The organism is Lysinibacillus sp. FW301-JW8 (assembly GCF_058788755.1).
In genome coordinates this window covers 18,356-38,207 of record NZ_JBYTBB010000004.1, presented here as the reverse complement: position 1 = coordinate 38,207, position 19,852 = coordinate 18,356, and the positions used below count along the sequence as shown (strand labels likewise).

Below are 19,852 nucleotides of genomic sequence, written 5' to 3'. Positions count from 1 at the left end.
CTCAAACTAAATTGAGATTGCCTAATCCATTTGCAAATTAAACTAAATCTTCACCGAAGAATAAGCCGATTTCGCGCTCTGCAGAAGCAAGAGAGTCAGAACCGTGGATGATGTTGTGAGAAACAGTTGTTGCATAGTCACCACGGATTGTACCTGGATTTGATTCTTCAGGTTTTGTTGCACCCATCATTGTACGAGCAAGCTTGATTACGTTTTCGCCTTCCCATACCATAGCGAATACAGGACCAGAAGTGATGAAATCAACTAATTCACCAAAGAATGGACGCTCAGCGTGCTCCGCATAGTGCTTTTCTGCTAAATCTTGAGAAATTACCATTAATTTAGCACCTTTCATTACAAAACCGCGACGTTCGAAACGGTCTACGATATCTCCTACTACTTGACGCTCTACGCCATCAGGCTTAACCATTAAAAAAGTTTTTTCGATTGCCATGTTAAAAACACTCCTTAAATTCGTCTAACAGGTTTTACACCTACCGATAAATATTAACAAAAAATGAGCCTTTGTACAACAAAAAGCTAGAATTTACGCTTGCCCATAAACAAAGCAACATCACGCAGCTTTTTCTTAACGGGATGTTTTGGTAAAGCTTCAATTTCTTGCAAAGCTTTTTTCAAATATTTATCACTCATATGATTAGCTTGCTCAATTGCACGAGATTTACGCACATACTGTAACATATTTTGTCTTTCTATCTCAGTTAATGTACCCGCAAATACCTTTACGAGGTAAGGCTGCATCTCTGGATCATCTTTTAATAATAAAATCGGTAAGGTAATATTTCCTTGTAATAAATCACTGCCTGCTGGCTTCCCTAATTCTTTATCCGTTGCCATAATATCTAAAACATCGTCTATAATTTGGAAGCTCATGCCTACAAAATAGCCGAAGCGTTTCAAATGTCTTACTGTCTTAGCATCGACACCTGCTGCTACTGCACCGAGCTCACAACTTGAAGAAATCAGCAATGCTGTTTTGCGTTTAATACGTCTAAAATAATCCTTTATACCCTGATCTAATCTAAACTTATCTTCGATTTGAATGACCTCACCGTTACAAATCTCCACCATTGTTCGCGCTAAAATTTGATGAACTAATGGGTCTTCAAGCTTCGTTATATATTCTAGTGCACGTGCAAAAATAAAATCGCCCGTGTACATTGCTACTCTATTATTCCATTGGGATTTGACAGTCGGGCGTCCTCTTCGCATATTGGAATCATCAATAACATCATCATGCACAAGTGATGCCATATGAATAAGCTCTAAAGGCACAGCAACATCCTTCATTTTCTGGATATCATATTCCCCAAATTTTGCACCAAGCAATACAAAAATTGGCCGTATCCGTTTGCCACCAGCTTGTAATAAATGGAGAGAAGCATCATTGATCAAATAGGAAGAAGAGTTCACTGCTTTTTCTAATTCTTGTTCAATGATATCGATATCTGATTTCAAATCGGAATAGAGTAGTTTTAACTTCATCTTTTCCACGCGTGAAAACCTTCCCCCATTAACGTATCTTTTTAAAGCCCATATGCATTGCCGCAGCACCGCCACTGTATGCTTTGTACGTTACTTTTTCTAAACCTGCCTGCTGAAACATTGCCGCTAACTTTTTCATACCTGGGAAATCATTTGCAGATTCCTGTAGCCAAGAATATTCTTTATAGCTTTTCGCAAATATTTTACCAAATATCGGCATTATAAATTTAAAATAAAAACGGAATAATTGTCGATAGCCTGGAATTTCTGATTGTGATGTCTCTAAGCAAACAACCATTCCTCCAGGTTTTACAACTCGATTCATTTCTTTTAGCACTTGTAAATAATCCGGAACATTACGAAGACCAAAACCAATCGTCACATAATCAAATGTATTGTCTGGAAAAGGTAGTTCCATGGCATTCCCATGTATAAGCTCAATTTGAGGATATGGCTTTACCTTTTGCTCCCCAACATTCAGCATATTTTTACTGAAATCAAGCCCCTTTACCTCTCCATTTTCACCCACTGCCTGTGCCAGGGCAATAGTCCAATCTGCTGTCCCACAACAAACATCCAATGCCTTTGATCCAGGTTTTACAGCCATGTGCTTCATCGTATCATTACGCCAGCCAATATGCATCTGGAAACTAATAACGCCATTCATTTTGTCGTAGTTATCCGAAATACTTTCAAATACTTCGTGAACGTGTTCTTCTTTCGTTTTAGCCATTTTGAAAAACCTCTCTTATCCATTAGTAGAAGCAATAGATGCCTCTACACGTGCTTGTAGAGCTTGTTTCACATCACCTTGTATAAACGATGCCTCAGTAATCTCCTGTAATAGCTCTTTTTTTAATTGCACAATTTTATCCTGGATGACACTGTAATAGGTAGTGCCATCATACTTTGCACTCTCTTCAAGCGCCTTGCTCATTAAAGACACTTGTCCACGATGATAAGCTACCCATTCTCTCTCTAAACGTAAAATAATTAAGCTTTTTTCCACTATTGGAATATACTTTTCGAATGAATAAAGTTCAAAAAATTTGGCGATTAACCCTGATTCTATAGTGCTCATTGAGGCAATCCATTGCTCAATCGATCTTTTTGTTGCCTCATACACCTTTATTTGGTGTTCACAGCGTGCCACAATTCCTTGTGACAAATTTCGAATCAAAGCGACATTTCCAGACATCGCTAAAATCTCATAATAGCGCCCACTATAAAAGTCTCCAGCTAAAACGGTTAGCTGCTGTTCTTTAGATGTGGCATCTAATTCTTTTATATGATCGTGCGCCGCAAGGGCTGCGTACACAATTCCCACTGTAATCGCAGCTTCTCTTTGCTCCTGCTGCCACTCCTCACCATTCAAAAAAGGAACTAACAAGTAAAACAATTGATTTTCATCAAGCACAGGAGCCCCTGTGTATTTTTGCAAAGTTCTATGACGAACATCCATGAAAATCTCTGTTTTTAACTGTGCAATTGAATTTTGAATGTATGTTGCATTCATAGTCCTTACTCCATTCATTTCAAATACGTTAGTTGCTTCTATCTCCTAACGTTTGCTTACTGAGTCATTATAGCATACGCGACGATTTGTCATAAAAAAATTTCGTTTCCATCAACATATTAGGCAGCAGACTTTTCACCATCAAAATGGTTGAAATCCAACTGCCTTTAAAATCGGATTAAAACAATACTAAGTTTACACATCTAAGCAAGTTATATGTGCCATGTAATGGACCATACAGCTTTTATTTTTTAGCTTCACTATGAATAACACCATGAGCTGTATGAATTTGCGCTTTCCCACGAATTTTCATAGCAGATGTATGTTCAGTGAATTGAGCAATCATCACTTCGCCTGCATCTAATTTTTCAGAATGGTGAAATTTTGTATCTGTCCCACGCGTTAAACCGATTACATGCACGCCATCTTCCTCTGCTTGAATAACAATATAATCTTGTGACATTATTTGTACACTCCTTAAATCCGACAAATTCTTAGTCCATCATAACATAATTAGACATGCAATTTAAGACATTTGAATAAATGACAATACTTCTCTTCGTTTTACTTCATCTTCCTCATAAATGCCACGTGCAACCGATGTCACAGTTTTAGAGCCTGGCTTCTTTAAGCCACGCATCGTCATGCACATATGTTCCGCTTCAATCACCACATACACTCCTTTTGGAGATAGCATTTCCATAATTGTATCAGCTACAGAGGATGTTATACGCTCTTGTAATTGCGGACGGCGAGCAATTGTTTCTACAGCACGCCCTAATTTACTTAGGCCTGCAACTATTCCATCGTTAGGTATGTATGCCACATGAGCTTTTCCATAAAAAGGAACCAAGTGATGCTCACACATTGAATAAAATGGAATATCCTTCACAAGCACTAATTCCTCATGATCTTCATGGAAAACTGTTTTAAAATAATCTCTTGCATCTTCATGTAAGCCACTAAACATTTCAGCATACATTTTAGCAACTCGTTTTGGTGTATCGAGTAAACCTTCGCGATTTACATCTTCTCCTATAGCTTCTAATATCATTTTTACTGCTTCTTCTATTTTCAATAAATCAACATTCGACATTCGTAAAAAACCTCCTGCTATCAAAACATTACACATTTCCCTATGCATCGTAGCATATACAAAAGGTTAGCGCAAAACGACTTACCTGATTGAATAAAATTCAATGCTTTACGAGCAATGACACCATTCTGAATTTCTGAAAAAGAGCATATTCTTGAATTATGCATACTCTATCTAGAATGCTTCATTTACAAAAAAACATCCCTTTTCAAATCCACTATGTATAATAATTATCTTGCATATAATTGCAAGCCTTCAGTAAAAGTTAAAAAGAGCAGCCTCCATGTTCGATTACATGAAGACTGCTCTATGTAACTACTAGACGTGTATTATTTTACAGCGTCTTTGAGCTGTTTACCTGGTTTAAAAGCAGGTACCTTGCTAGCAGCGATTTCGATTTCTTTACCAGTTTGTGGGTTACGACCTTTACGAGCCGCACGTTCACGTACTTCAAAGTTACCAAAACCAATTAATTGTACTTTGTCACCCTTTGCAAGAGCATCTTGAATTGTATCAAATACAGCTTCAACTGCTTTAGAAGCGTCTTTTTTTGAAAGACCTGCAGCTTCAGCAACAGAGTTTACTAATTCTGTTTTATTCACACCATTCACCTCCTCTCAAAGGGTCATGAATCAATTCTGTAAAAAGAGTAACACATAGAAAACCGCGACGCAACTGTATTCATTCATGATTATAACCAAAAAGTCAGTTTTTCACCCAAAAAACAAAAATAACAGGACTTTTCGCATAAAAACGAAAAGCCCTGCACTAATTTTTTGCGCTTTATTTTTCTTTTTATTTCTACAAAATAAACGTAACTAATCCTCTGTCACCCTCGTTCACCATTCGTTCGATTGTTTGACGCATACGTTTTTTGGCTGTAGATGGAACAGCATCCATTTTATAGCGAATTCCTTCTTTTAACACTTCATGCAATGGTGTTCCAAAAAGCTGTGTATTCCATAATGCATCTCGATCATGTAAATAAGCATGATTTAAATCCTTAAGTAACTGTTGACTATGGAATTCAGAGCCAATTAACGGAGCAAATTCAGATTCCATGTCTACTCGAATGATATGATAAGATGGTGCTTTTGCTTTCATACGGACACCAAAGAAATTATTTTGTTTAATGAGCTCAGGTGCTGTTGGCTCAAATTCCTGCATCATAGGCAACGTTACGCCGTAGCCAGTGGAATCAGCATCGTTAATAGCTGATTTAAAACGTTTTTGTGCTTCCTTTGCCTCAGCCGCTTCTTTAATAAATAGCAGCCAATCTTTCTTTGTTTCAATTGGTTCTTCTAGCCATTCATTACAAACGGATTTATATAGCTCCCCCTGTAAAGATACCCGTATAACTGCAGTTCCAGCCCCAGAGTCTACATGCACCACTTCACTTTGATCGATATAATCGATAGCTTTAAAGGCATCTGATGCCTGTTGTACATCTCGAATTCTCATAACTGAGGATAATACTTCTTCCATCGAATCAATAAGTGCTACATTCAATGGATGTGATGCATCTAAAACATCTAACCAATCTGGCTTTTCTACCTCAATTGTACGAATTGGAAATTCAAATAACGCTTCTTGCAGAATATACTGAACATCTGTTTCGCGCATTTGATCAATTGAAATCGCAATTACAGGGACATTATAACGTTCAAATAATTCATTCCGAAGCTGAACGGTCTCCTCTCTTGCTGGCATTTGACAATTTAACACAATGACAAATGGCTTTCCAATTTCAGTAAGCTGCGCAACAATTTCTTCTTCTGCCTTCTCCGCTGCTCGACGACTAATACCATTCACTGTACCATCCGTTGTGACAACAATTCCAATGTTGGCATGGTCTCGAATTACTTTATCTGTACCAATTTTCGCTGCTTCCTGGAAAGGAATTGGATCTGTGTGCCAAGGTGTATGCACATACTTTGGACCATTTTCGTCCTCATATCCCTTTGTCCCATCAATAATATAGCCAACGCAATCTGCTAAACGAATTTGGAATGTCATTTCATCTTCACCGACCGCAATACGTGTTGCTTGGGCAGGCACAAACTTCGGCTCAGCAGTCATAATGACTGGCCCCGGTGAGCTTTGCGGCAATTCATCTTGTGCTCGCATTCTTTCCGTTTCATCCACAATATTCGGTAACACAACTGCTTCCATAACCTTTTTTACAAATGTAGATTTACCTACACGTACTGGACCGACAACACCAATATAAACATCGCCATTTGTGCGCTCTGCAATTTCTTTAAATACTGCTTCACTCAAGGTTTCTGCCTCCTTTATCTACGCTTTTTCACTATATGCAAGTCCTTAGTCAAATATGAAAAAGCCCCCTACAAATGTAAGGAGCTTATCAACTATTATTTATTAGTTTGAGATTCGGCCTCTTTCTTGGCCTTTTCTATCGCTTTTTCTCTAGCTTTTTTTGCATCACTATCATAGGCTTCCATAAAATAGATTGGTTCGCCATTTTCATCGACTGTATATGGTACTGAATATGCTGGTACCACTGGATATTTATCAATAAGCAGCTGGCGAATATCTTCACCAGGTTTAACATCAGGATTGTCTCCTTTTAGTAGTTGACCTAAATCGATTGAATAGTCGACATGCATTTCACCATCACCTGTCATAAATAAAGGTAATTCGGCACCAGAATAAGGACTTTTGACAGTAACATCTTTTTTATAGCCTAATTGTTGAAAATCAATTTGAAACACATTATCTTCAGTATTTCCTTTTATCGGTAAATATTGAGATGACATTTTACGAATATTAATCTCACGGATACGCTCCGCTGCATTTAAATCGACTAGTTTAACTGTTGCCTTATTCTCAGGATCCCAAATAATATATTGGAAAATTCCACCTTTTTCATAGGCATTCCCAGGAATTTGTGCAAGATATTTCGGCATTAGTTTCTCAAAATCAATTAAATATTTTATATAAATATCAGTATCTAGTTCACTATTTTTAATAGGAACTAGCCCACCAGTTGCTTCACGATATTCATCCACCGCACGCTGAACCGCTGCTAATTGATCTACATCTGGGACTACTTTAGCCCTCTTCTCGTCTTCAGGAGTTACACACCCTACTAGAAGTATCGCGGTTGCAAGCACCATTACAATAGCACTTAATTTCTTCATGTCACTTCCACCTCATTATTTTTTATGCTGGCCATGTGGCAACAATCAGTACCATTAAGAAAGTACCAAGCCCAAACAATATGTATGCTGATAAATTTACGATTGTACGTAAAAAAACATTTGAAATCTTATGCCGTGCTAAATAAATTAAACCGACTGAGATAATCATAAAGCCGATACAATAAAATGATACCCACATTACGTCTAAGGCAGGCATATGTGCTAACGGACCCATTTAAGACAACCACCTTTCTTTAATGTCACAAAACAATCAAAGTTTATTATACTATGTGCTTTCGCTAAAAAGAAATAGTTGTCCATTAACTATCATCAAATCGACAACCTTTTGATTAGCACACAATAAAAGTGTCCCAGCATTACCGCTGGGACACCTTATTTATGTCCATATTATGACAAAACTATTCAATAATTTAATTTATGAAATTTCATCAATTTCTCGCTTTTTCATACGCATCATTAATGCATCAACAGCTATTTTCGGTTCTACATCATTAAAGAGCACACTATAAAGCTCTGTTGATATCGGCATGGCAACATTATATTTCTCTGCTAATTGATAGGCTGCCTTCGTTGTACGCACACCTTCTACCACCATGCCCATTTGATCAAGGACCTCTTGCAACTTCATCCCTTTTCCAAGTAAATGACCTGCGCGCCAATTTCGGGAATGCACACTTGTACATGTTACAATCAAATCACCCATGCCTGTTAGTCCTGCGAATGTAAAGGGATTTCCTCCCATTTTAACACCAAGGCGTGTAATTTCAGCTAATCCTCGAGTAATCAGTGCTGCTTTAGCATTATCACCATAATTTAAGCCATCTGTAATCCCAGCAGCTAATGCAATAACATTTTTTAGCGCACCGCCAATTTCAACGCCGATGACATCTTCATTCGTGTAAACACGGAAAAATTGATTCATAAATAGGTCCTGTACTTTTTCAGCAGCCCCAATATTAGCACAGGCTGCTGTCACAGTTGTTGGATGATGTAATACAACCTCCTCTGCATGACTTGGACCAGAAAGTACAACAATTTCCTCTATGAATTCAGCTGGGAGACTCTCTGCTAGAATTTCTGAAATTCTTTTTAGTGAATCTGGCTCTATTCCCTTAGAAACATGAACAAATAGAATTTTTTTAGCGAGAGATACTACCATTTTTTCACATACTTCTCGAATGGCCTTAGTTGGTACAGCAACTATAATTATTTCCGAATGAGCAACTGCCTGAGCAATATCATTTGTAGCATGCAAATTTATTGGTAATATCGTTTCTGGTAAATACTTTTTATTCGTATGCAGGCTGTTTATTTCTTCAGCTTGATCAGCTCGATGAGTCCATACAAGCGTATCATGTCCATTTTCTGCAAGTACCATTGCTAGTGCAGTTCCCCATGAACCTGCACCTAACACACAAACTTTTTCCATTCAAAATCCTCCCTTTTCATAGCGCCTGTAATAGATTTTCAATGATGCTGACCTTTTTTGTAAAAAGACGCCATCCAACAAAAAACGTCGGATAGGCGTACTGTCTGTGTATCATTTTTCTAGGCACGAGCACGAGTAATTAAACGAATTGGCGTCCCTTCAAAATCAAATGTTTCTCGAATACGATTTTCTAAAAAACGTTCATAAGAGAAATGCATCAGTTCAGGTTCATTTACAAAAATCACAAACGTTGGTGGCTGTATTGCAACCTGTGTTGCATAGTAAATACGTAAACGGCGACCTTTATCTGTCGGTGCTGGATTACGTGCCACAGAATCTTCAATTACTTCGTTTAAAATGGATGATTGAATTCGCATTGAATGATTTTCACTTACACGCTGGATAATCGGTAAAATTTGATGTACCCGTTGTTTGGTATTAGCCGATACAAAAATAATCGGTGCATAGTCTAAGAATAAGAAGTGCTCTCGAATTTGTTGTGTAAAGACGTTCATTGTCTTCTCATCTTTTTCAATTGCATCCCATTTATTCACAACAATGATAACTGCTTTTCCAGCCTCATGCGCATAGCCAGCAATTTTTTTGTCCTGCTCTTGTATGCCCTCTTCTGCATTTAGCACAACTAGCACAACATCAGAGCGTTCAATGGCACGTAAGGCGCGTAATACAGAATATTTCTCTGTCGTCTCATAGACCTTCCCCTTTTTGCGCATACCCGCTGTATCAATAATGACATATTCATGTCCATCGTACTCATACGGTGTGTCAATCGCATCGCGCGTTGTACCAGCAATATTACTAACAATAACGCGTTCCTGTCCTAAAAATGCATTCACTAACGAGGATTTCCCTACATTAGGACGACCAATGAGCGAGAATTTAATAACATCATCCCCATATTGCTCCTCATCCTCTTTTGGGAAGTGTTTAGCACATTCATCTAATAAATCCCCTAAGCCTAAGCCGTGAGAGCCTGAAATCGGCCAAGGCTCACCAAAGCCAAGTGCATAGAAATCATAGATCATCTCGCGCATATCTGGATTATCAATTTTATTTACTGCTAAAACGACTGGTTTCTTTGTTTTGTATAAAATTTTAGCCACTTGCTCGTCTGCAGCTGTTACACCCTCACGACCGTTTGTCATAAAAATAATAACATCTGCTTCTTCAATCGCAATTTCAGCCTGTTGGCGAATTTGCTCTAAAAACGGCTCGTCTCCAATCTCGATACCACCTGTATCAATAATATTAAAGTCATGTGTTAACCACTCTGCCGAACTATAAATACGGTCACGTGTTACTCCTGGGATATCTTCCACAATCGATACACGTTCCCCAACGATACGATTAAAAATCGTCGACTTACCTACGTTCGGACGACCTACGATGGCTACTACTGGTTTCGTCATCTGTACTTCATCCTTCCAAACTTCTTGTCTTTCGCTATTATACACGAAAAATGCCATTATATCATATCATATCCATTAAATAGAGCGCTATGTATCATGACTCTGTCAATTTGAAGATCATATCCCCAATTTCGGGAATTCTATCCTGTACTTTGAAGGTGTTATCCGTTACTTTAAGAGTTCTATCCGCTAATTCATAGGTTCTATCCACTACTTTACATTCTATCCATCACTTCGTAGGTTCTATCCGCTACTTTACATTCTATCCATCACTTTGAAGATTCTATCCTGCACTTTATATGTTCTATCCTCCCTGTTCAAAGATTCTATCCGCTACTCCAACAACAAAAAAGCGAGGACACAACATGTATCCTCGCCCGATTAGTTTATTTAAAGTTCTTTAATTTATCACCAATGACATCACCGAAAGAGAAGCCTGTGTTTTCTTCTGGTAATTCATAGTCAATTACTTCTTCTGCCTCAGGATTTTCAAGTAAATCTTTAATGCTTAGAGCTAGACGCCCTTCCTCACCATTGACGTCAAGCACCTTTACTTGTACCACTTGTCCTTCTTTTAATGCCTCATGTGGTGTATTAATATGCTTATGTGCGATTTGCGAAATATGCACTAAGCCTTCTACGCCTGGGAAAACCTCCACAAACGCGCCAAATGACGTTAGACGTTTTACTTTGCCATCTAATACAGTTCCTTTAGCGGCACGCTCTTCGATATTCGACCAAGGCCCAGGAATCGTTTCTTTAATAGACAATGAAATACGCTCGTTTTCTGGATCAACCGAAAGAACTTTTACTGTTACCTCTTGTCCCTCTGATAAAACCTCACTCACATCGCTTACATGCTCATGCGACACTTGTGAAATATGCACAAGACCATCAATACCTCCAAGATCAATGAATGCCCCAAATGATGCTATTCGTTGAACTTTTCCGTTTAACACGTTGCCTGCTTGAATTTCATTAATGACTTGTTTCTTTTGTGAAGCTTTTTCTGCTTCGACCACAGCACGATGTGATAAAATTAAACGATTTTTTTCCTTATCAAGCTCAACAATTTTAAAGCTTAGTGATTTGCCTTTATAGCCTTCAAAATCGTCAACAAAGTAGTCTTCTACAAGTGATGCTGGTACGAAGCCACGTACACCTAAATCTACGACAAGACCACCTTTAACAATATCTTTGACTTCCGCTTCGAATACTTCTTCAGCGGCAAATTGTTGCTCAAGTGTATCCCATGCTTTTAAAGCATCTACTTTACGTTTTGATAAGACATAGTTCTCTTCTTCAACCTTTGTGATCATCAACTCTAATTCATCTCCAACAGAGATAACATCAGAAGCTTTTTCAATGTGTAAGCTTGATAATTCACTGATTGGTACGATACCATCAAACGGTGCACCTGGAATTGAAACAGTTACCGCTTTTTCATCAACCTGCTCTGCAATACCTTTGACGATATCACCTTCGTTAAACGTTTGTTCTGCATAGTTCATTTCTTCAGACATATGTAACCCTCCTTCGCATCTTCCCTTACTATTTTATTCGATATTGAAGACAAAGACAAAAATAAATCCTTTAAATTCAAAAAATGTCTGAAATTTTAGGATTTATACCATTTTATCTTGCGCTAATCTTAAAATAGCTTGTGCTGCATCGTCAATGGACAATGATGTCGTATCTAAAAATATAGCATCCTCTGCTTGAATTAGTGGTGATGCCTCCCGTTCACTATCCATTTTGTCGCGCAGAGCAATTTCTTCCTGAAGCTTTTCAATGGATGACTCTATCCCTCGTTTTTGATTGTCGATTAAACGGCGTCTTGCCCGTTCCTCTACTGTTGCAGACATAAAGATTTTTAATTCCGCATTTTTTAACACATGTGTAGCAATATCGCGCCCATCCATCACAACGCCACCATTAGCCGCAAGCTTTTGCTGCTGTGCTACTAACAGTTCTCGAACCATTGCATGAGCGGCTACTTGTGAAACAGAGGAAGTTACCTCATTTGATCGGATTTCCGCTGAAACATTATTGCCATCCAAAAAGACAAGCTGGCCTAGCGGAGATGGCTTTAATTCGATTGTGCTTGCTGCAAGCATTTCTGCTAATTTTGTTTCATCATCTAAATGTATGTTCTGCTGTATTGCTTTATACGTAACTGCACGATACATTGCACCTGTATCGATATAAGTAAATCCTAGAGTTTCTGCAACTATTTTAGCGATCGTACTTTTCCCGGCACCAGCAGGACCATCAATCGCAATTTGAATGTTTTTCATCATAATTTCCCCTACTTTCCATCACACCATATTGTAACATATAAAGATAAAAAAACCCTCTAACTCACAGAGGGCTTTTCTTAAATCCATGACAATAATATGCCACCATATTTCACAACATTTCTCACTCGCTCAAAAATTAGGTTCAAAAGTCAAAGGGGTTTAATTCTTTACGTCGATTGACTAGCTGACGTTCAAAACAGAAACGTACGATATGTTGCTGATCGACATCATCTGTATCAAATAATCGAATGGTTGCAATGATTTTGTCATCTTTTTCAAAAATCCGCACGATAGTTGCTTCTGTAATAACATATTTTACATCCCCATTGGCATATGGTAATACGATTGTGATCTTAACCTCATCACCGTCTTTAAAAGCAACTTCTCCTTTTAACATAACTGCTATACCGCCAGCACTAATATCTTCTGTTACAAGCTGATATTTATAATCCTTAAACTGTATTGCCACATCTACAGGCGTTTCCACACGTACATACTCACGACGTTGAATTTTGATAAATTCTTCTGCCTTTGGACAATGCAACATAATCATGGGTACATTGCCAGCTTTACGCCCAATCACTTCTGTATTAAAAGCAAAGGATTGTTTGTCTTCGGTACGAAAAGTTGCTCTAAATTCAGAGCCATCTATTAAAAATGCTGTTTTTTTTGTTACAATATTTATCGGATAATCAATGTAAAGAATATTATCTTTTTGTTCTACAACTTTACAGCGGAATTTTTCAACACGCTCTGTATAAGTAGGTTCAAGTTGTAAAAGTGTACCAATTTTTATTTCCATGAGCATCTCCCCGAACAAAAATATAATTTCATTATCGCATGAGATGCTCATTTTGGCTATACGAATTGGTAGTTTTTTCTTGGATTAAGTTAAATATTCCACCTTTAAAACGTTGTGATTTTCAGCATCAATGACAATCCTGAAGGTTTCAGGTGATTCACCATCTCGAACCGCAATCACTTCATAACAAAGACGCTGTTCAAATTGACCATTATCAGTATAAATATTTTTTACTTCCTCCACTTTAACATCCTTGTCGAAGAATGTTTTCCAGTCAATTGGTTTTGCGGTTTGTTGTTTAATTGTCTCTTCCTGAATATATTCCATTGCATTCACACCAAGCAACTCCCCAGTATCCTTCGCTAGTTTTAACTGAACGCCATCAGCATAAATGACTGCGTTATCTCCAGGATGTACACGTGCAAATGTGACATGCCATGCTTGATGGTTTTCACGAGATTCAACAAATGCCACATCATTTATACCAAGTCGCTTTAAATGTTCCTCAGCCTTTTTCATAATCTCATCCTGCGAAAGCCTTGCCTCATCTACAGGTCGCTCAACTAAATAGGATAATAAATGTCCACCCTTTTCAGTAAGGTCCACATATCCTAGACGAATACCTTGGTGGAATTGAATATGATAAAACGGATATGGTGCTGTATCACTGCTTTTCGTCACTGTAAATGTGGCATCTTTAATGATAGGGAACATATTTTTCACTTTTTCTAATGCTTCTTTTTCCGTAATAACGGAATCCTGTAATGCTTTTAGCTCTATTTTTTTCTGCCAATCAGATTCACTTAATGTCAGTGGGAAATCTTTTTCACTGTAATCCTTTAGCGTCTTTTGAACATTATCAAATGTTGTATTTGGATTTTTTTGATCTACTTGTCTCAACCAGACATCCATATTACCGTTATTCTTATAAAAATCGACGGTTGCCGCTGTCCATTCATCCGAAAGTGATTGCAAATTTGTAGAAATCTGTGGCATTTTTTCACGCCACGCTTGGTAATCCCCTGTTTTAGCTGTTTTCTTTGCTTCATCTCCCAGACGTCCTAAGTAACTTAGCCATTGGTTAGAAAGTTCCTGACCAATAGGAATATTAGATATAGATGAACGAACATCGGAGCTTAATCGCCACACAGAATCTAACTCATTGTGAATGGCTTGATCATTTTGAAATAACAGAGATTGTGAAACAGAGCGTTGTAGATGAGATAACTTCTCTGAGGCATCCGTTAATTTATCAGTATATTGGGCAAGCACAGTACGTTGTAAACTTTCCTTTTCTCCGTGTAAATTAATGCTGTATGCACCTAAGCCAATAACGGCTGCTGTAAGTATAGCAAGCATGGTTTTCATTTATTTTCCTCCTTTCTATGAACAGAAAATATGTTCTCCAATTTGTTTAATTTGAGGTCGTGACCAAATCCACTTACTTGTAGCTGTTTTCGGATTAAAATAATAAAGTGCATTTTCTGAAGGGTCCCAGCCATTCATAGCATCAATGACTGCCTCTTTTGCTCGTTGGTTTGGTTCAAGCCAAATTTGCCCATCTGCCACTGCAGTAAACGCTAAAGGTTGGAATATTATACCAGAAATTGTATTTGGGAAATCAGGACTTTCCAAGCGATTTAAAATAACGGCTGCTACCGCTACCTGCCCCTCATAAGGCTCACCTCTTGCTTCACCATAAACCGCATTCGCTATTAGCTGTAAATCTCTTTCTGTATACTTAGGAGGAACTTGTGTTTGAGTGCCATTATTATTACTGCTACCACTGCTTTTACCGCCACCGCCTCCACTGCTGCTGGTAGTATTCTTAACCTGCTGTTCCAGCGGTACGCCGCCATAATAGGTAAATTGATTTCCTGCATTTAATTGGGCTTTTACCCATCCTTCATCATAATCAGAATATCCAGACAATGTTTTCTTCGTTTTAGATCCAGCTATTCCATCCACCGGTAAGCCATATTTTTCTTGAAAATTTCGCAAAGCCCAATATGTGTTATAACCAAATTTGCCATCAATTTTACTTTTATAAAATCCTAAGTATTGTAGCCTTGCTTGTAACTCAATGACATCATCTCCATAAGCACCACGAGTAATCTGCTGCTCAGTAAATGCGATAGCGTCATTTTGCGGAATCGTAAATATACTTATTGCTAGTATCAAAGCAAAAACTATGCTTAATAAACGCATGATTATCACTCCTTTTTTTCATAGCTTGAAACAAACGACTCATTTTATACATAAAAAAAATAGAAAAGAGGCTGGGACAAAACTCGATTATATTGAAAAACAACAAAAATGGATATTAGCTTTTTCACTTCACGAAGTTAAATATGTCTTCCTAAATCAAAAAAATGTTAGACCGATTGTATCTTGGTCTAACATTTTTTCTTTTTGTCCCAGCCTCTTTATATTTTTTTATGCATATGCAAATGCTGCACAAGGTGATAGTGAGCAAGTTTCACTTTTCTTAGGCCAAACCACCATAAAAATAGCATAAACGGTATCATTAAATATACCCAATAACCTTTAAATGATAAAATTGTATTATATAAAATGTGTAATACTACCGGTGCACAAAGCGCCATAGCAATCATTTCATTCGTCTTTGCAAGCTTCGAGAACTTGGCACGTCCATAATAATAGCCCATTACAACACCGAACAAGGCATGACTTGATACAGGTAATAAAGCTCGCATAAATGCCGTATCTAAACCGAATGAAAATAAATATAATATATTTTCAACCGTTGCAAAACCAAGTGATACACTTGCACCATACAGTATGCCATCATAGGGATCATCAAATTCAACATGATTGTAGATGGCAATTAAAAGCACAAACCATTTAAAAAATTCTTCAACTACACTAGAAAAAACAACATCTTGTAGATAAAGATATTGAAAAACCCCTTCCTCTGTTAGGACATATTGTAAAAACAAAATAGGAAATGTTAAAAATGCACCATACAAAAACGTTTGAAGTAAGGTTTTTCTTGGCTCCGTTGCCATCTGATTGCGCAAATAGAAATAACTAAAAAGCGCTAGACCGGGAGCAATGGCAGCTGATAATAAAATGATCATGTTGCCGGCTCCTTTCAACATCAATTTCGCATTGACATAATTATGTTCAGTTTTTAAATTATGTTAGCATAATTTAAAAATCGACATCCTCTTGAGGCTTTGGGACAGCAAAAATTGATCACATTAGCGCCCTCACAGGATGTTAAATTCTATACCTGAGTTAATTTTATAAGTCATAAATACCATCTATTGAAAAATACATTTGTAAATCTCAGATGGAAAATACCTACGACATTAAACTCCCATTTTCGACAAAAAAATATCTATTAGCTGAAGTTAAACTGCTATTATTATACCATGTAATGACAAAATTTTTTTAAAAGGAGCTATTATTTTTATGAAAAAAACAATTTTATTAATTCATACAGGTGGCACAATATCTATGGCGATGAGTGAAGAGGGTGCTGTCATGCCAAATAAGGAAAATCCTCTTATGCAAGAAAGCAGCAAGCTCAACTCATTAGCAACGATTATTGAAACGGAAGCCTTTAACCTTCCATCACCACATATCACACCAAAAGAAATGCTACTCTTACGCAATCTAATAATTGATAAAGTATCAGAGGAAACAATTGATGGCGTTGTGATCACACACGGAACAGATACATTAGAAGAAACAGCTTATTTTTTAGAGCTGACAACTGATTTATCGATTCCGATTGTCTTAACGGGTGCAATGCGCTCCTCCAATGAACTTGGTGCAGATGGGATTTATAATTTAATGGAAGCAGTTCGTGTAGCTGTAGATGAAGAAGCTCGTGAAAAAGGGGTGCTAGTTGTCATGAATGATGAGGTCCATCTTGCTGTCAATACGACAAAGACAAGCACTAGTTCTGTAAACACCTTCCAATCACCTCAATATGGACCCATCGGCCTTATTACAAAATCAAGAATACTATTTCACCATGCCCCTATCCGCCGCCAATATGTTGATATACAAGAGTTATCAAAACGAGTGGCCATGCTAAAAGTCTATGCAGGCATGGAAGTTGATTTACTCGATGTTGTCCTCGCATGTAAATATGATGGCGTAGTATTAGAAGGACTTGGACAGGGCAATGTACCTCCAACCGTTGTGAAGGGAATTGAAAGCTTATTAGAACGTGGTATTCCTGTTATACTCGTTTCCCGTTGTTTTAATGGTATTGCAGAAGGTGTCTACGGCTATGTAGGCGGTGGCAAAATGCTGGAAGACCTAGGCGGAATATTTGCCACTGGCATTAATGGACAAAAGGCACGATTAAAATTATTAATAGGGTTAAATAAATCAGGTACTCCACTTAACCTAAAGGATTTTTTCATGTAAATCAATGTATTCCATTCTCCTTGTATCTTATGCTTCAACAATCTGTTGATAATAGCACAAAATCTCTTGGAGACGAGCAATGGCCTGTTCAAAATCTGGTTGAATTATCGATAGCTGAATGAAATCATGTTCACGTAAATAACGGCTATCTCCATGAACAAATAGTTGATTTAACCTTAAATCCGTATGTAAATGTGATAGAGCCTTCGGACATTTTAACGTGATGAGCATTGGATAATAAGTTGTTGATAATTTATAATGCATGAACGGTAGCTGCAGTAGAGTCTCAAAGCGCTGCTGTAGCAGTTCATAGCGTGCTGGATATGCCTGAAGTGCCGCTTCTACATTTCTAACCAAGGTTGCAGGTAATGTGAATGGAATGGCTCCCTGCTGATAGTTCGCTAAATCCAAATAGGCTGGTAACGAGGTTGATGGCTTCATAAGTTTCTGTGAAAAAACAAATGCTAGGCCGCTTAATGCACCTATTGCCTTGCCACTCACAGCTGTCGCTAGATAACAATCCTTTAAAGAGAATGGTAACGCCCCAAAAGTGCTAATACAATCAACGCAGAGCTTGATATCGTAACGTTTTGTTAGCTGCACAAGCTGCTCTAAGTTATTACAAGTACCTGTTGAAGTTTCACCATGTACAGTAAGCAACCACTGATAACATCCCTTTTGTAGCAATGCCTCAATATTCGCAACTTCAAAAGCTTGACTCCATTCCTGCTCTACTACATCAAAATTTAATGTCCAACGCTCCGCCTGCTTGCGTAAACGTTCTCCAAATTCTCCATTTGTTAAAATAATCCCTCGTCCTAATTGCTGTGCTTTTAGTTGTCCAAGCATTACCTCATTCGCTAACGTACCAGTCCCAACAACAATAGCCACATGGTGAGCCTCAGATAGTAGCAGGAGCTTAGATATCACACGTCCATAAAGGGATTGAAATGCGGCAGTGCGATGAGATAGATCTGAATATTCTATCGAGCCCTCCTGCTTTACTGGACCTGGATAAAATGTATGACCTCCAGTTACAAGTCTATGCTGGAAGGACTGTTCAAATTGCTGTCTAGTTAATAACATTGGTAAAAACATAGCATCCTTTGTACCGACAGCAGGTGCAAATTGTTTGAATCCTACTTGTTTATATAGCTTCTCTTCACGAGTTGTGCCAGAAATGACAGCTGCAGTATACCCCTTTTCATAGGCAAAAGCATTCAGGGCCTGCGATAATTTTAATAGTACTCGTCCTGTTCGATAAGCCTTCTTTACAGCAAGTAAACGAATTTCGCAAAGCTTGGCACATTGTGCTGGTGATAAATATTGTTCCACCTTTCCAATTTTTTCATCAATGGAAAATGGTCGTTGATCTCGAAAGGCTACCATCCCGATTAATTCAATTCCTTTATAGACAACGAGATATGTATTTTCCTGATGAAAGCGATCGACCTTCTTTTTTGCAGAATTAGGTTCATGTTGCGGAATTTCCTCCACAAAGGTTTCATAATTTAAACGAGCAATCGCTTCAAATTCTTTATCAGTATGGGCTATTTTGCACCAGTACATCTTGTCACTTCCCTTTTTCTAAAGATTCCTTAATATTCGGCATATGCTTAATCAGCATACAAAGCATCGCTATGAGTATCGGTATGTATAGTTGAAAATTTCCCGTTAGGACAATAGCCGCACTATATAAAACAAAGCCCCCAACCATACCAAGGGTAAGACTTCTAGTAAGGGCAAGCACAAGAGCAGTTCCTAAAATCATCCAAAAAAATAGATCTGGCGAAAGAGCAAGACCGACCCCAATAAAAGTAGCTACTCCTTTTCCACCGTTAAATTTCAACCAAATAGGGAATAAATGGCCGATGATGACACAGGTCACTCCCACAATTATTATCCACTCTTCAAGGTGCCATAATCGTCCTAGGAGAACGACTGCCACACCCTTCAGTGAGTCGCCGAAAAATGTCCATACGAATGCCGTTTTGCCAATTACACTCCCTGCATTACGGGCCCCTAAGTTTTTACTTCTTTCTTCTTGAAGGTTAATCCCATATGCTTTTCCAACGAAAAAAGCTGTCATAAAGTTTCCTATTAAATAACTTAAAAGCCAGTACAACCCACTCAAATGGACACCTCCAATCATCGTTATGTAGCAAAATTCCCTCCATTTAC

At 38.0% G+C, this 19,852-nt stretch carries 21 protein-coding genes; 1 reads left to right on the top strand and 20 read right to left on the bottom strand.

Annotation, left to right across the window (positions count from 1 at the left end; translation table 11 throughout):
- Positions 1-37 precede the first annotated feature (37 nt).
- The 18 genes from ndk to prsW all read right to left on the bottom strand — a co-directional run bounded on the left by ndk (position 38) and on the right by prsW (position 16,365).
- Positions 38-454 carry a nucleoside-diphosphate kinase gene (gene ndk / locus AC3WOM_RS02740; protein WP_427544425.1) on the bottom strand — a complete coding sequence of 139 codons (417 nt, stop codon included), beginning with the start codon at positions 452-454 and terminating at the stop codon, positions 38-40.
- Between the two features lie 86 nt (positions 455-540).
- Positions 541-1,515, bottom strand: a complete 975-nt coding sequence (gene hepT / locus AC3WOM_RS02735; RefSeq protein ID WP_427544428.1) for a heptaprenyl diphosphate synthase component II — start codon at positions 1,513-1,515, stop codon at positions 541-543.
- A gap of 19 nt (positions 1,516-1,534) precedes the next feature.
- Entirely contained in the window at positions 1,535-2,239 is a 705-nt protein-coding gene (locus AC3WOM_RS02730; RefSeq protein ID WP_427544431.1) for a demethylmenaquinone methyltransferase, read from the bottom strand.
- 15 nt (positions 2,240-2,254) lie between these two features.
- Entirely contained in the window at positions 2,255-3,022 is a 768-nt protein-coding gene (locus AC3WOM_RS02725) for a heptaprenyl diphosphate synthase component 1 (RefSeq protein WP_492444816.1), read from the bottom strand.
- 244 nt (positions 3,023-3,266) lie between these two features.
- Positions 3,267-3,485, bottom strand: coding sequence for a trp RNA-binding attenuation protein MtrB (gene mtrB, locus AC3WOM_RS02720; protein WP_008180408.1), 219 nt, complete (start codon positions 3,483-3,485; stop codon positions 3,267-3,269).
- 63 nt (positions 3,486-3,548) lie between these two features.
- Positions 3,549-4,118 (bottom strand): GTP cyclohydrolase I FolE, encoded by a 570-nt coding sequence (gene folE, locus AC3WOM_RS02715; protein WP_492444815.1) that lies wholly within the window; start codon positions 4,116-4,118, stop codon positions 3,549-3,551.
- Positions 4,119-4,447: 329 nt separating this feature from the next.
- Complete coding sequence (locus tag AC3WOM_RS02710; protein WP_054770292.1) at positions 4,448-4,720, bottom strand: HU family DNA-binding protein; 273 nt, start codon at positions 4,718-4,720, stop codon at positions 4,448-4,450.
- A gap of 199 nt (positions 4,721-4,919) precedes the next feature.
- The gene (gene spoIVA / locus AC3WOM_RS02705; protein WP_427544438.1) at positions 4,920-6,398 is read right to left on the bottom strand and encodes a stage IV sporulation protein A; all 1,479 of its coding nucleotides are present in this window, start codon (positions 6,396-6,398) and stop codon (positions 4,920-4,922) included.
- Positions 6,399-6,493: 95 nt separating this feature from the next.
- Complete coding sequence (locus AC3WOM_RS02700; RefSeq protein WP_492444813.1) at positions 6,494-7,282, bottom strand: YphF family lipoprotein; 789 nt, start codon at positions 7,280-7,282, stop codon at positions 6,494-6,496.
- A gap of 22 nt (positions 7,283-7,304) precedes the next feature.
- Positions 7,305-7,517 carry a DUF2768 domain-containing protein gene (locus AC3WOM_RS02695; RefSeq protein WP_427544444.1) on the bottom strand — a complete coding sequence of 71 codons (213 nt, stop codon included), beginning with the start codon at positions 7,515-7,517 and terminating at the stop codon, positions 7,305-7,307.
- Positions 7,518-7,718: 201 nt separating this feature from the next.
- A complete protein-coding gene (locus tag AC3WOM_RS02690; RefSeq protein WP_492444811.1) occupies positions 7,719-8,732 on the bottom strand; it encodes an NAD(P)H-dependent glycerol-3-phosphate dehydrogenase in 1,014 nt (337 codons plus the stop codon).
- A 119-nt stretch (positions 8,733-8,851) separates the two neighbouring features.
- A complete protein-coding gene (der, locus tag AC3WOM_RS02685; RefSeq protein WP_427544449.1) occupies positions 8,852-10,162 on the bottom strand; it encodes a ribosome biogenesis GTPase Der in 1,311 nt (436 codons plus the stop codon).
- Between the two features lie 386 nt (positions 10,163-10,548).
- Positions 10,549-11,685, bottom strand: a complete 1,137-nt coding sequence (gene rpsA, locus AC3WOM_RS02680; protein ID WP_427544452.1) for a 30S ribosomal protein S1 — start codon at positions 11,683-11,685, stop codon at positions 10,549-10,551.
- Positions 11,686-11,787: 102 nt separating this feature from the next.
- Complete coding sequence (cmk, locus tag AC3WOM_RS02675) at positions 11,788-12,462, bottom strand: (d)CMP kinase (RefSeq protein ID WP_492444809.1); 675 nt, start codon at positions 12,460-12,462, stop codon at positions 11,788-11,790.
- A gap of 142 nt (positions 12,463-12,604) precedes the next feature.
- Positions 12,605-13,264, bottom strand: a complete 660-nt coding sequence (locus AC3WOM_RS02670; protein WP_492444807.1) for a flagellar brake protein — start codon at positions 13,262-13,264, stop codon at positions 12,605-12,607.
- Positions 13,265-13,348: 84 nt separating this feature from the next.
- Complete coding sequence (locus tag AC3WOM_RS02665; RefSeq protein WP_427544460.1) at positions 13,349-14,632, bottom strand: PepSY1/2 domain-containing protein; 1,284 nt, start codon at positions 14,630-14,632, stop codon at positions 13,349-13,351.
- A 15-nt stretch (positions 14,633-14,647) separates the two neighbouring features.
- Positions 14,648-15,472 carry a spore cortex-lytic enzyme gene (gene sleB / locus AC3WOM_RS02660; RefSeq protein ID WP_427544462.1) on the bottom strand — a complete coding sequence of 275 codons (825 nt, stop codon included), beginning with the start codon at positions 15,470-15,472 and terminating at the stop codon, positions 14,648-14,650.
- Between the two features lie 218 nt (positions 15,473-15,690).
- The gene (gene prsW / locus AC3WOM_RS02655; protein WP_427544465.1) at positions 15,691-16,365 is read right to left on the bottom strand and encodes a glutamic-type intramembrane protease PrsW; all 675 of its coding nucleotides are present in this window, start codon (positions 16,363-16,365) and stop codon (positions 15,691-15,693) included.
- A 337-nt stretch (positions 16,366-16,702) separates the two neighbouring features.
- Between prsW and AC3WOM_RS02650 the strand changes: the two genes are divergently transcribed.
- On the top strand, positions 16,703-17,671 hold the full coding sequence (locus AC3WOM_RS02650; RefSeq protein ID WP_492444805.1) for an asparaginase: 969 nt from the start codon (positions 16,703-16,705) through the stop codon (positions 17,669-17,671).
- A gap of 27 nt (positions 17,672-17,698) precedes the next feature.
- Here the strand turns inward: AC3WOM_RS02650 and AC3WOM_RS02645 are convergent, their stop codons facing one another.
- Entirely contained in the window at positions 17,699-19,240 is a 1,542-nt protein-coding gene (locus tag AC3WOM_RS02645; RefSeq protein WP_492444803.1) for an aminotransferase class V-fold PLP-dependent enzyme, read from the bottom strand.
- A 4-nt stretch (positions 19,241-19,244) separates the two neighbouring features.
- On the bottom strand, positions 19,245-19,805 hold the full coding sequence (locus AC3WOM_RS02640) for a glycerol-3-phosphate acyltransferase (RefSeq protein WP_492444801.1): 561 nt from the start codon (positions 19,803-19,805) through the stop codon (positions 19,245-19,247).
- Positions 19,806-19,852 lie beyond the last annotated feature (47 nt).

Bases quoted from the DNA above. Each gene is read 5' to 3' on its own strand.
- ndk (WP_427544425.1), bottom strand. From the start codon at position 454: ATGGCAATCGAAAAAACTTTTTTAATGGTTAAGCCTGATGGCGTAGAG.
- AC3WOM_RS02730 (WP_427544431.1), bottom strand. From the start codon at position 2,239: ATGGCTAAAACGAAAGAAGAACACGTTCACGAAGTATTTGAAAGTATT.
- AC3WOM_RS02725 (WP_492444816.1), bottom strand. From the start codon at position 3,022: ATGAATGCAACATACATTCAAAATTCAATTGCACAGTTAAAAACAGAG.
- mtrB (WP_008180408.1), bottom strand. From the start codon at position 3,485: ATGTCACAAGATTATATTGTTATTCAAGCAGAGGAAGATGGCGTGCAT.
- folE (WP_492444815.1), bottom strand. From the start codon at position 4,118: ATGTCGAATGTTGATTTATTGAAAATAGAAGAAGCAGTAAAAATGATA.
- AC3WOM_RS02700 (WP_492444813.1), bottom strand. From the start codon at position 7,282: ATGAAGAAATTAAGTGCTATTGTAATGGTGCTTGCAACCGCGATACTT.
- AC3WOM_RS02695 (WP_427544444.1), bottom strand. From the start codon at position 7,517: ATGGGTCCGTTAGCACATATGCCTGCCTTAGACGTAATGTGGGTATCA.
- AC3WOM_RS02690 (WP_492444811.1), bottom strand. From the start codon at position 8,732: ATGGAAAAAGTTTGTGTGTTAGGTGCAGGTTCATGGGGAACTGCACTA.
- der (WP_427544449.1), bottom strand. From the start codon at position 10,162: ATGACGAAACCAGTAGTAGCCATCGTAGGTCGTCCGAACGTAGGTAAG.
- rpsA (WP_427544452.1), bottom strand. From the start codon at position 11,685: ATGTCTGAAGAAATGAACTATGCAGAACAAACGTTTAACGAAGGTGAT.
- cmk (WP_492444809.1), bottom strand. From the start codon at position 12,462: ATGATGAAAAACATTCAAATTGCGATTGATGGTCCTGCTGGTGCCGGG.
- AC3WOM_RS02670 (WP_492444807.1), bottom strand. From the start codon at position 13,264: ATGGAAATAAAAATTGGTACACTTTTACAACTTGAACCTACTTATACA.
- AC3WOM_RS02665 (WP_427544460.1), bottom strand. From the start codon at position 14,632: ATGAAAACCATGCTTGCTATACTTACAGCAGCCGTTATTGGCTTAGGT.
- sleB (WP_427544462.1), bottom strand. From the start codon at position 15,472: ATGCGTTTATTAAGCATAGTTTTTGCTTTGATACTAGCAATAAGTATA.
- prsW (WP_427544465.1), bottom strand. From the start codon at position 16,365: ATGATCATTTTATTATCAGCTGCCATTGCTCCCGGTCTAGCGCTTTTT.
- AC3WOM_RS02650 (WP_492444805.1), top strand. From the start codon at position 16,703: ATGAAAAAAACAATTTTATTAATTCATACAGGTGGCACAATATCTATG.
- AC3WOM_RS02645 (WP_492444803.1), bottom strand. From the start codon at position 19,240: ATGTACTGGTGCAAAATAGCCCATACTGATAAAGAATTTGAAGCGATT.